The 12,330-nt window shown below is 70.4% G+C and carries 7 protein-coding genes; 2 read left to right on the top strand and 5 right to left on the bottom strand.

All coding sequences use genetic code 11. The features are described from left to right. Nucleotides 1-45: 45 nt before the first annotated feature. Nucleotides 46-489: an antitoxin Xre/MbcA/ParS toxin-binding domain-containing protein gene (locus QFW80_RS11400; protein WP_280602081.1), complete on the top strand. Its 444-nt coding sequence runs from the start codon at nt 46-48 to the stop codon at nt 487-489. Beyond that, nucleotides 489-935 (top strand): RES family NAD+ phosphorylase, encoded by a 447-nt coding sequence (locus tag QFW80_RS11395; protein ID WP_280602080.1) that lies wholly within the window; start codon nt 489-491, stop codon nt 933-935. Before QFW80_RS11400 ends, QFW80_RS11395 begins: the two co-directional genes overlap by 1 nt. A 168-nt stretch (nt 936-1,103) precedes the next feature. Here QFW80_RS11395 and QFW80_RS11390 read toward each other — a convergent pair whose 3' ends face one another. The 5 genes from QFW80_RS11390 to QFW80_RS11370 form a co-directional block, all read right to left on the bottom strand. Beyond that, nucleotides 1,104-2,663 carry a sodium:solute symporter family transporter gene (locus QFW80_RS11390; protein WP_280602079.1) on the bottom strand — a complete coding sequence of 520 codons (1,560 nt, stop codon included), beginning with the start codon at nt 2,661-2,663 and terminating at the stop codon, nt 1,104-1,106. 260 nt (nt 2,664-2,923) lie between these two features. Further along, on the bottom strand, nt 2,924-4,429 hold the full coding sequence (locus QFW80_RS11385) for a sugar porter family MFS transporter (RefSeq protein ID WP_425603558.1): 1,506 nt from the start codon (nt 4,427-4,429) through the stop codon (nt 2,924-2,926). A gap of 219 nt (nt 4,430-4,648) precedes the next feature. Next, nucleotides 4,649-7,099 (bottom strand): glycosyl hydrolase family 95 catalytic domain-containing protein, encoded by a 2,451-nt coding sequence (locus QFW80_RS11380; protein ID WP_345782082.1) that lies wholly within the window; start codon nt 7,097-7,099, stop codon nt 4,649-4,651. A gap of 3 nt (nt 7,100-7,102) precedes the next feature. After that, nucleotides 7,103-9,964 (bottom strand): TIM-barrel domain-containing protein, encoded by a 2,862-nt coding sequence (locus QFW80_RS11375; RefSeq protein WP_280602078.1) that lies wholly within the window; start codon nt 9,962-9,964, stop codon nt 7,103-7,105. A 4-nt stretch (nt 9,965-9,968) separates the two neighbouring features. Further along, a complete protein-coding gene (locus QFW80_RS11370; RefSeq protein WP_425603557.1) occupies nt 9,969-11,771 on the bottom strand; it encodes a DUF5597 domain-containing protein in 1,803 nt (600 codons plus the stop codon). Nucleotides 11,772-12,330: the final 559 nt, after the last annotated feature.

Raw genomic sequence — 12,330 nt, 5'->3', positions numbered from 1 at the left:
TGCCCTCCATCTGGCGTATAATCCCGCTCAGATGGAGGAACGCCCATGAATGCCGTCACCCCGCTGCGCCCGGCCGCCAGCCCCGTGTTCACCCACATGTCGCGGCTGCTGGACGTGGTCCTGGAATCGGAAACCGACGCCGTGCGCCTGGCCGCGGCGGGCGTGAGCAGCCGCTCGTACCGGCGCGCGGCGCAGCGCCTGGGGTTCGCGCCGTCGCTGGTGGCGCCCGAGAGCACCGTGCGCCGGCGGCTGGCCCGCAATGCGCGCTTCACCGAGGCCGAGTCCGAACGCCTGATCCGCCTGGCGCGGGTGTATGCCGAGGCGGTGGAACTGTTCGGCGACGAGGCCCAGGCGCTGGAATGGCTCAACGCCCCGGCCGCCTACATCCCCGGCGACGCGCCGGTCACCCCGCTCCAGCTCGCGGCCAAGGACTCCGGCGCCCGCCTGATCGAGTCGCACCTGCGCCGCACCGCCCACGGCGTGTTCTGATGCGGCTGTGGCGGATCTCCGCCTTCCCGGGGCTGGGGGGCGAAGGCGGGCACCATACCGACGGGCGCTGGCACACCCTGCCGCGTTCGGTGCTGTACGCGGCCGAGCATCCGGCGCTGGCGATGGTGGAGGTGATGGCGCACATGCGCCTGAGCGTGACCCGCATCCCGACCACGCTGAAGCTGATCACGCTCGAAGTCGCGGACGGCGCCGCGATGTCGCCGCGTCCGGACCTGCCCGACGGCTGGCAGGCGAACGAACCCACCTCGCAGGCCGTGGGCAACGCCTGGCTCGATGCGCGCGAGGGCCTGCTGCTGCCGCTGCCCTCGGCGCTGCTGCCCGATTCGACAAACTACCTGGTCAACCCGGCGCATCCGCAGGCCGCCACCCACCTGCGCGAAGCGCAGGTGCGCCCGTTCTGGTTCGACAAGCGCTACTTCCGCTGATCCATGCGGGCAGGCCGCTGTGCGCGCAGCGCCATGCCGCCCAAGCCGCGCCGTGCAGGCCCCACCGGTGGCCTGCAGATGGCCAGTCGCCTCACTGTCGCCGCCGCGCGACGGGCGTTCCGCACAGTGCGCACGCGCTCCCAGCACGCGTACCAGGCGCCGCCGCGGCTACCAGAACAGCGTATACAGCGCGACCAGGATCGCGATGACCGCGAGCGCGCCGACATTGAACGCGGCACCGGTGCGGTACTCCACGTCGCCGGTCTGGATGATGTCCTTCTCCGGCGCGTGGCGCGTGGCCATCGACACGCCGACCGCCAGCGCGAGCGCCAGCAGGAACACCAGCCCGACGCGATCGATGAACGGCAGCGCCGGCCACGCCAGCTTGAGCACGATCGACAGCGCGAACGAGCCGATCGCCGCGGCCAGCGCGCCGGCCTCGTTGGCGCGTTTCCAGAACAGGCCGAGCACGAAGATCACCACGATGCCCGGGGTGAAGAAGCCGGTGTATTCCTGGATGTACTGGAAGGCCTGGTCGAAGCTGCCCAGCAGCGGCCGCGCGGCGAGCACGGCGAGCGCCATCGCCACCACGGTGACGATGCGGCCGGTGCGCACCAGCCGTCGCTGGTCGGCCTGCCCGCGCGCGCGGTGCAGGTCCAGGGTGTAGATGGTGGAAATCGAATTGGCCATCGACGCCAGCGACGAGACGATCGCCGCGATCAGCGCCGCGAACACGATGCCGAGGATGCCTGCCGGCAGCAGCGACATCATCGCCGGGTAGGCCGCGTCGGGGCGGCCGATGTCCGGCGCCAGCAGCACCGCGGCCAGGCCGGGGACCACCACGATCACCGGCATCAGCAACTTCAGGAATGCCGCGAACAGCACGCCCTTCTGCGCCTCGGCCAGGTCCTTCGCGGCCAGCGCGCGCTGGATGATGTACTGGTTGAAGCCCCAGTAGCTCAGGTTCATGATCCACATGCCGCCAACCAGCACGCTGATGCCCGGCAGATCCTTGTAGAAGGGATGGTCGGGCGAGAGGATCATGTGGAAGTGCCCGGGCACTTCCGCGCGCAGGCGTTCGAAGCCCGCCCAGATGCCGGCGCCTTCGCCGATGCGGTCGAGGGTGATGCCGGCCAGCAGCAGGCCGCCGCCCACCAGCAGCACCACCTGCACGATGTCGGTCAGCGCCACCGCCTTGAGCCCGCCGTACAGCTGGAACGCGAGCGCGAAGGCGGCCAGCGCCAGCAGTGCCGCCATCTGGTCGATGCCCGCGACGTGCGCGATCGCCAGCGAGCCCAGCCACAGGATCGAGGTCAGGTTCACGAACACGTACAGGCCCAGCCAGAACACCGCCATGACGGTGCGGATGCGGGTGCCGTAACGCCGCTCCAGGAACTGCGGCATGGTGTAGATGCGGTTGCGCAGGAACACCGGCAGGAACCACTTGCCGACGATCAGCAGGGTCGCCGCGGCCATCCATTCGTAGGAGGCGATCGCCAGGCCGATGGCGAAGCCCGAGCCGGACATGCCGATGATCTGCTCGGCCGAGATGTTGGCCGCGATCAGCGACGCGCCGATGGCCCACCACGGCAGCGACTTGCTGGCCAGGAAGTAGTCGTCGGCGTCCTTGGCGTGGCCCGCCTTCTCGCGCGAGACCCACTGCGCCAGCACGAACACGCCGACGAGGTAGGCCAGCACGATCGCGATATCCAGTCCCGACAGCTGCATGGCATGTTCCAGGTGGGGGGCGCGACACGCGTGTCGGGCCGGGTGGTCGGTGGTGTCGCGGTCTGGCATGGATCACGCCGTGGCGGCGGGAGATGCGCCACCCGGAGGATCGACGGGCCGCCGTGCACGCGGACTCGATGTCCCCATCCGCCTTCGGCACCTTCCACCCGCGAGCGGGGGAAGGCTTGCTTCAACGTTCCAACGCCGCGGTCGCCCCGGCGCCCCGATGCGCGTCGGGGCCGCCGGGACGTCCGCGCGCGTCAGCCCTCCATCTGCTCGAGTTCGCGGCCTTTGGTCTCGTGCACGAACTTGATCACGAAGAACACCGAGATCACCGCCATCACCGTGTAGATGCCGTAGGCCGTCGCCAGGCCGATGCCGGCGAGCAGCATCGGGAAGGTCCAGGTGATCAGGAAGTTCGCCGTCCACTGCGCCAGGCCGGCGACCGCCAGGCCGGAGCCGCGGATCTGGTTCGGGAACATCTCGCCCAGCATCACCCACATCACCGGGCCCCAGGACAGGTTGAAGAACACCACGTAGGCGTTCGCTGCCACCAGCGCCAGCAGGCCCATCGAGTCGGACAGCTGCAGACGGCCGGCGGCATCCACGCCGCCGGTGGCGAAGGCGAAGGTCACCAGCCCCAGGGTGACGGCCATGCCGACCGAGCCGATCCACAGCAGCGGCTTGCGTCCCACGCGGTCGATCAGCAGCACGGTCACGATGCAGGCGCCGATGCTGAGCGCGCCGGAGAGCACGTTGATCAGCAGGGCGTCGGATTCGGAGAAGCCCACCGCCTGCCACAGCACCGCGCCGTAATAGAACACCACGTTGATGCCGACCAGCTGCTGGAACGTGGCCAGCCCCACGCCCACCCACACGATCGGGCGGATCCGGCCGGTGGCCTTGCTGACGAGGTCCGACAGTCGCGGGCGATGGTGGTCGGTGGCCAGCGAGGCATCGATCTCGCCCAGCTTGCGCTCGCCCTGGACCGCGCCGTACAGCCGCGACAGCACCCCCTTCGCGCGCTCGCGCAGACCGCGCGCCACCAGGTACCGCGGGCTTTCGGGAATGAAGAACAGCAGCACGAAGAACAGCGCCGCCGGCACCAGTTCGGCCCAGAACATCCAGCGCCAGGCCTCGTAGCCCATCCACAGTTCGGCCACCGACGAGGTCGCGACCTTCGCCAGCAGGTAGTTGCTCAGGAACGAGGCGAACAGGCCGGAGATGATCGCGATCTGCTGGATCGTGGCCAGGCGGCCGCGGTAGCGCGCGGGTGCCACCTCGCTGATGTAGGCAGGCGACATCACGCTCGCAGCGCCGACCGCCAGGCCGCCGATCACCCGGTAGATCACGAACTCGAACGAGGACGTGGCGATGCCCGAACCCCAGGCCGAGACGATGAAGAACACCGCCGCCAGCAGCAGCATCGTGCGGCGGCCGTAGCGGTCGGCCAGGGTGCCGGCGAACCAGGCGCCCACCGCGCAGCCCAGCAGCATCGAGGCGACGTTGAAGCCGGTCACCGCCGCATCGGAGTTGAAAGCGGTGGTGATGCCGTCGACGGTGCCGTTGATCACGCCGCTGTCGTAGCCGAACAGGAAACCGCCGATCGTCGCCACCAGGCTGATCAGGATGATGAAACCGGTGTTCTCGCCTGGTGCGTGGGGACTGCTCATGTGTTCCCTCCGGGGAATGGAATGCCGTGCGTCTGTGTGCAACCCGGTGCCCGTCCATGTGTGCGCGTCCACCGGTCGGGCGGACCGCACCATGGATCGAACGCAACGCGCTGCCGTGTCACCGCCTCCCCGGCCCCGGCAACGCGCGCACGACGGCGGTCGCGAGACCGCCGCGGCACCACGTCTGGATGACTGCGCTGTCATCCAGCGCGCTATCGTAGCCCGAGCATCCCGCCGGAGCGTTCGTGCAACGCAGCATCGACCGGCGGTTGCGGTTGCAACCGCGGCGCGTGCGCCGCCCCGCCGTGGCGCTCACGCGCGCACCAGGGCGCCGTCGCGCCAGGCGAGTGTCGCGGATTCGCCAGCGGCCAGCGACAGCGCCAGCACGTGGCCGCGATGGTCGACGCGGTATTCGCCGCCGCGCTCGCTGTGCAGCACCACGCTGGTCACGACCCCGTTCCGCCACGCCAGGTCCAGCCGCGCCGCGTTGCGCACGCGCACCCCGCGCAGCGTGCCCGCCGGCCAGTCGCGCGGCAGCGCCGGCAGCAGGAACACCGTGCCGCCCCAGCTCTGCACCAGCATCTCGGTGATGCCCGCGGTGCCGCCGAAGTTGCCGTCGATCTGGAACGGCGGATGGGCGTCGAACAGGTTCGGATAGGTGCGCGACGGGCTGAGCAGCATGCGCAGGATCGCCATCGCGCGTTCGCCGTCGCGCAGCCGCGCCCACAGGTTCAGGCGCCAGCCGATGCCCCAGCCGGTGGCCTCGTCGCCGCGGATCTCCAGCGAGCGGCGCGCGGCCGCGGCGAGTTCCGGCGTGTCGCGCAGGTTGACCTGGCTGGAGGGATGCAGCGCGTACAGGTGCGAGACGTGGCGGTGGTCGATCTCCGGCGCGCCCATGTCCCAGTCCTCCTGCCATTCCTGCAGCTGGCCGGCACGGCCGATGCGGTGCGGCGGCAGCCGTTCGCGCAACGCGGCCAGGCGTCGGGCGAAGTCCCCGTCCACCTGCAGCAGCGCTGCGGCCTCGATGCACTGGCCGAACAGGTCGCGCAGCAGCTGCGCGTCCATCGACGGCCCGGCGCACAGCGCGGCGCCGTGCGGATGCTGGTTCTCCGGCGAGATCGAGGGCGCGGTGACCAGCGCGCCGGTGTTCGGATCCTCGACCAGCACGGCCTCGAAGAATTCCGCCGCGCCGCGGAACAGCGGGTAGATGCGGCGCAGCTGGTCCGGATCGCGGCCGTAGTCCCAGCGGTCCCACAGGTGCTGCAGCAGCCAGGCGCCGCCCAGCGGCCACAACCCCCACTGCGCGCCGTCGATCGGCGCGGTCGCGCGCCACAGGTCGGTGTTGTGGTGCACCACCCAGCCCGGCGCGCCGTACATGCGGCGCGCGGTCTCGCGCCCGCGCTCGGCCAGCTCGGCCACCATGCGCTCCAGCGGCTCGACGCATTCGGCCAGCGCGCAGGGCTCGGCCGGCCAGTAGTTCATCTCGGTGTTGATGTTGATCGTGTACTTGCTTTCCCACGGCGGCTGCAGCAGGTCGTTCCAGATCCCCTGCAGGTTGGCCGGCTGGGTGCCGGGGCGCGAACTGGCGATCAGCAGGTAGCGGCCGAACTGGTGGTAGAGCGCGGCGAGCGCCGGGTCGCTCGCCTCGGCGAAGCACTCGACGCGCGCGTCGGTGGGCAGCTGCGCGAGGGCGGCGGGCGAGGCGCCGAGGTCGATCTCCACCCGGCGGAACAGCGCACGATGCGCGGCCACGTGATCGTCGAGCAGCCGGGGCCATGAGCGCGTAGTCGCACGGGCAAGCTGGTCGCGGGTGACCGCTTCGGGATCGCCGGACACGTCGTCGTAGCGGCGGAAGCTGGTGGCCGCGGTGAGCAGCAGCACCACTTCGTCGGCATCGCGCACCTCGATGCGGCCGTCGCGGCGCCGAAGCGTGCCGCCGACCGGCAGGACCTGCAGTCGTGCGGCGAACCGCAGCTGGCCGTCCACGCCGAACGCCGCCTCGTTGCGGCCGCGCAACAGCAGGCCCGCGTCGCCGTCGGCGTCCACCTGGGCGCTCGGCTGGTCGCTCGCCAGCCCGATGCGCAGCGAGATGCGGCCCGGCTTGTCGCCCGACAGCCGCATCGCCAGGCACTGGTCGACCGGCGAGACGAACACCTCGCGCCGGTGCTGCAGCCCGCGCGCCTCGAAGGTCGAGCTGGCCAGCGCGCGATCCAGGTCCAGCTCGCGCCGGTAGCCGTTGGTCTCGGCGATCTCGAAGAAGTCCAGCACCAGATCGCCCAGCGGCTGGTAGGGCATCTGCTTCGGCGGCCGGCCCAACATGGCGTCGTTCGCCAGCGCTTCGGCCTCGGCGTAGCGGCGCGCGAACAGCAGACGCCGTACCGCGGGCAGCGCCTCGAGCGCGCCCGGCGGCACCGGATCGTAGGGCCCGCCGGCGTAGAGCGTGTCCTCGTTGAGCTGGATGCGTTCGTGCTTGCCGCCGCCCCAGACCATGGCGCCGAGCCGGCCGTTGCCCAGCGGCAGCGCCTCGACCCACTGCGTTGCCGGGCGTGGATACCACAGGCGCAGGTCCTGCCACGGCGCGCCGCCGGCCACGGCCGCGCCATCGGCGGATGCCGCGGACCCCGCGGCCGCGTCGGCCGCGGGGGCGGGCACTGCCGCCCGCGCATCGCCGCGGCCGAACCCCACCGCCGCGCCCCCGCCCGCGACCGCCGCCAGCGCGGCGGCCTTGAGCGCCTCGCGGCGACGCGCATCGAACGCCGCCACGGCTCAGCCCTGCGCCGGCCGCATGACCACCTGCGCCGAGCCGTCGTAGGTCACCGTGGCGTCGGCCTCCGGCTCCAGCGCGCCGTTGTCGCCGCGCGGTCCGTCGATCCAGCGCACGCGGATCTCGCGCGACGCCGCCATGCCCGGATACGAGCCCTCGCGCGCCCCGATGGTCAGCGTGCCGCGCGCCTGGTCCCACGCCAGCGGGATGCGGCTGGATTCGCCGCGCTCGTAGCCGTAGCTGCGCCCGGCATCCTCGTACAGCGAGAAGCTGCCGTCCGCGCCGGTGTAGACCTCGATGGTCAGCGGCGCACCCGGCTGCTCGTCCACGTACTGCTGCACCACCGTGCGCGGCACGATCGAGCCGGCGCGCACGAACAGCGGCATGCGCTGCAGCGGAGCGGCTGCGGTGATCGTGCGCCCGCCCTCGTGCCGCTGGCCGGTCTCGAAGTCGATCCACTGTGCACCCGCCGGCAGGTAGACCTCGCGGCTGGTGGCCTTGAACTGCGTGACCGGGGCGACCAGGAAGGCCGGCCCGAACAGGTACTGGTCGGCGACGTCGCGCGCCTTCGCGTCCCCGGGGAAGTCCATCGCCAGCGCGCGCAGGATGGTGCCGTCCGCGTGCCAGGTGTCGCCCGCCAGGGTGTAGATGTAGGGCAGCAGCGTGTAGCGCAGTTTGAGGTAGTGCACGAAGCTGTCGTAGTGCGGCGTGCCCTCGGGCGCGATCTCCCAGATCTCGCGGTACGGGAACTGGCCGTGCAGGCGGAAGATCGGCACGAACGCGCCGTGCTGGAACCAGCGCAGGTTGAGCTCGCGCCACTCGGGCAGGTGCGCCGGGTCCTTCTGCTCGTAGCGGCGCTCGGGCGAGAAGCCGCCGATGTCGAAGCTCACATTCGGCGCGCCCGCCATCGAGGCGTTGACCAGGCCGGAGATCTGCTCGCGGAAATCGTCCCAGCGCGGCACGATATCGCCGCTCCAGAACGCCGCGCCCGCGCGCTGCTGGCCCGCGAAGTACGCGCGCGAGAGGATGAACACGCGCTTGTCCGGCTCCACCTCGCGCGAGCCGCGGTACACGCCTTCGGAATGCGGCAGCGGATAGGCGTTGAAATACTCCACCGACGAGCCCAGCGCGTTCGGCATCGTGCGCGCCTTGCGTTCGCCGGTGTCGATGTTGCTGTGCAGGTCGGGCTCGGTCGCGTCCAGCCACCAGGCGTCGAAGCCCTTGCTGTTGAGCTTGGTGTTGACCTGGCGCCAGAAGATGTCCTGCGCCTCGGTCGTGTACGGATCGTAGAAGGAGTTCAGGTAGCCCTTGCCGATCCAGTCCAGCTCGCCCACCTCGATGTTGCGGGTGTACATGTAGCCCTTGGCGGCGAGTTCCTTGTAGTGCTCGGTGGTCGGGTAGAACTTCGGCCACACCGAGATCATGATCTGGGCGTTGCGGTCGTGCACGTGGTCGACCATGCCGTCGGGATCGGGGAAGTTCGCCGGGTCGAAGTCGTGCGAGCCCCAGGCGTCCTCGGGCCAGTACGACCAGTCGAGCACGATGTTGTCGATCGGCAGCTTGCGGCGGCGGTACTCGTCCAGCACGCCGGTCAGTTCGGCCTGGGTCTTGTAGCGCTCGCGGCTCTGCCAGAAACCGTAGGCCCACCTGGGCAGGAGTACCGCCTTGCCGGTCAGCGTGCGGTAGCCGGCGATCACGCCGTCGGCGTCGTCCGCGGCCACCACGTAGTAGTCGATCACCTGCGCGGCTTCGGACCAGATCGACAGGTCGCCGGCCTCGGCGGCCGGCAGCGGGTCGCGACCCTGCAGCGCGATGTAGGCCGGTTCGATCCGGTCCCACTCGATGCGGATGTCGTGCCGCTTGCCGGCGTCCAGGTCCAGCGCGAACTCGTGGTGCCAGGGATTCCAGTTCTGGCGCCACCGGTCGACCACCAGCTTGCCGTCGACGTAGAGCCTGGCGTACTCGCTGTTGTACAACGAGAACGTATGCCGCCCGGACGTGCGCGCGGCGATCGCGCCTTCCCAGACCACGTCGCTGCGACCGCCTTCGACCAGGTTCTTGCCTGCGTCCGGGAACGCCTCGAGGCTGGAGATGAACTGGTAGTCGATCTGTTCCTCGCGCCGCACCAGCTTGACGTCGCGCTCGATCGAATAGGTCGCGGTGAGCGCGCCCTCCCTGCCGTCCTTGTCGTACAGCGTCACCACCTCGCCGATCTGGCGCAGGCCGCGCGGGTCGCCGTAGCGGGTGATCGAGTTGTTGTCCCAGAGGATGCCGTAGTTCCGGCTCGAGGTGAGGTAGGGAATCGCGTTGTCGATGTTGTGCTGGAGCAGCTCGATGTCGCGGCCCTTGAGGTTCATCCAGCCCTGCTGGTGCAGGCCGGTGCCGTACAGGCCTTCGTCGTCGTTGGACTCGAAACGCTGGCGCACGCTCACGTACTCGCGGCCGTCGAACTCGGCCGGGGTGAACGTTCGGCCGCCCGCCACTTCGGCGACCAGCGGCTTGCCGGCCGCGTCGAAGAACGCGACCTGGCCGTCGGCCAGCGAAACCGTCGCGGAGATGCCCGGTGCGACCACGCGCACCGCGTCGCCGGCCTCCCGCGCCTCGAACGCCGGCGCGGCGCCCTCGCGCGGGGCCCGCATCAGGCTTGGCGAGCGCTCGAAATCGCCATCGGCGTCGGCGGTCACGCGCAGGATGTTGCCGTCCACCACCTGCAGCCGCACCGGCGCCGCGCCGGGCTGCGTCGGATGCACCACGACGCCGTCGCCGTCGCGCTCCCAGCCGGGGGCCGCATGCGCGAGACCGCAGGCCAGGGACAGGGCCAGCGGCAGGGCCAGTGGCCGCGGAAAGCGGGAAAGTCGGGTCATGGCGTCAGGGCTCCTGGGGTTGCGAATCGGTTCGGGTGGGATAAGTGGCCAGGGTCACGCGCAGAAGCTGCGCGGCCTCGGAGAAATTGAGTCCGTAATCGGTCTGGTCGCCGTTCCAGTTGCGGTGGAATTCCCACGCAGTGTCGGCATAGCGCCCTTCCTCGACCCGGTCGTAGATCATCGCCACGCCGTCGCGCGCGGGCTGGATCGTCACCCGCGCGTGCATGCCGGTGACCAGGAACTCGTCGGGGCCGAGTTCGGCGATCAGCGCGCCGCCGATCGGTTCGGGATTACCGGGCGGCACGCCCTGGAACCAGAAGTGCGGCAGGCCGTAGGCGATCGTGGCGTTCCAGCGGTCGTTGAGCCGGATCTGCTGCTCGGGCACGCCCGGCGCCTCGGACACCCCGTGCAGCCGGCCTTCGGACGCGGCCTTCGCGAACACGCGCATCCCGAGGTTGATGCGCGCGAACGCCTGTGCGAACGGCGCGATGGTCTCGGGCGTGGTGCGCTTCGCGCCCAGCGGCCAGTTGCCGTAGGGCGTGTAGTCCATGCCGAACGGCACCCAGCCGATGCCGTCGTGGCCCAGCGCGGCGAACAGGTAGCGCGCGTAGGCCGGCGTGTTGCCGGTCTCGGCCACGAACAGCGCGTTGTCCGGCCGCGCGTAGCGCTCGAGCACCGTGGTGTAGAGCAGGTGCTCGGGCATGTAGATGTCGGGCGCCAGCAGGTCGATGTGCTTCGCGGCGGCCTTGTACACGTCGAGCATGTTGTCGGTCGGCCCGCCGCTGGCGTACTGCCCGGGCTGGCCCGGGTTGAAGGGCCCGCGCAGGGCGGCGTTGACGTACATCGGCAGCGGATACTCGGCCTTGCCGGCCTCGGCCACCTGGTCGATGTAGCGGGCGATGTGCCAGGCGTGGAAAGTCTCGTCGGCGTCGGCGCCGAACACCTCGCGCCAGGTCCCCGGCGACTTGCCCAGGTGCGCGAGCAGCGCTTCCGGCACCGGCCCGTCGAACGCCTGCTGCGCCAGCGGCGAGAAGTCGCGCACGCCGCCGTAGGTGCCCGGTTCGTTCTGCGGCTGCACCATGATCACCGTGCGCTGCGGATCGTGCTCGCGCAGGTGCGTCATCAACCGCGCGAACGCCTTGCGGTCCGCTTCGAGCGTGGCCGGCGCGTGCGGGGAGAGCGAGTTGAGCACCTGCCCGTCCTCGCGCACCAGTCGCGGGAAGCGCGCGTTGTCGAGCTTCACCCAGCGCGGCGCGTAGTTCGGGCCGTTGTTCTTCCAGGTGGCGAACCACAGCAGGATCAGGCGCTTGTCGTGCGCGCGCGCCTGTTCCAGCAGGTGGTCGACGAAGGAGAAGTCGAACCGGCCCTCCTCCGGTTCGAACTGTTCCCAGGCGATCGAGATCGAGAGCGTGTTCGCGCCGAGCTCGTCGAGCGCTGGCCACACCTGCTTCAGCGGCTCGGGATAGTTGCTGGAATTGTGCGCCTGCCCGCCGAGCACGAGGAACGGCGCGCCATCGACGATCAGGGCGTGCTTGCCGTCCTTGCTCTCGAAGCGCGGGATCGGGCGCTCCGCCGCGGGATCGCTGCGCGTGTCCCGACGCTCGGCACCGCGCTCCGCCTCCGTGGGCGCGCCGGTCGCGGTCGTCGCCGCCGCGTCCGGCGAGGCGGACTGGCGCTGGCAGCCGGCCAGCACCAGGGCTGCTGCGGCTAGGAGGGTGAGCGTTGGGTTGCGCATGCGCATTGCTCCGCGGAAAGGGGATGTCTTGGAGACAAGCGCGTGTGCTTTCCGGTCCTGATGATCTGACATGGCTGTGGCTCGAGCAGCGAGCGCGCCTGTCGTTGCTGTTGCTGTTGCTGTTGCTGTTGCTGTTGCTGTTGCTGTTGCTGTTGCTGTTGCTGTTGTTGTTCTTGATGTTGCTCTTGATGTTGCTGCTGTTGCGTTCGCTGTTCCGAGCCTTAGAGCGAGCCGAGCATCGCAGGGCGGCGGGGCCGGAGAGCGGCCCATGTCTGAGCGCAGCGAGTTTGGGCCGCGTGCCCCGCCGGCCGAGAAGCGCAGGGGACCGGGCCGGCGCAGCCGGACCGGCTCGCGTCCGGCGACAGCGGTTTTGGTGACTTTTGACAAGACAAAAGTCACCCGCGCGACAGCGCGGAAGCTGTTGCATTTGTTCTTCGCGTGTCTCGAGAAGAAGGCCAAAGGCAGGAGCAGAGCTTTCGCCCGCTGCGCGGCCGAGTTCCTTTTGACGGGCCAAAAGGAACCAAAAGCCCTCTCCGCCGGACGCGAGCCGTCGCGGCTGCGCCGCGCCGGTCCCCTGCGCTCCTCGCCGCTGGCGGCACGGCGCCCAAACTCGCTGCGCTCAGACATGGGC

It is taken from the genome of Luteimonas rhizosphaericola (genome assembly GCF_029888045.1).
Lineage (GTDB): Bacteria > Pseudomonadota > Gammaproteobacteria > Xanthomonadales > Xanthomonadaceae > Luteimonas > Luteimonas rhizosphaericola.
The sequence above is the reverse complement of the archived record's forward strand: the minus strand, read 5'-3'. Positions and strand labels throughout refer to the sequence as shown.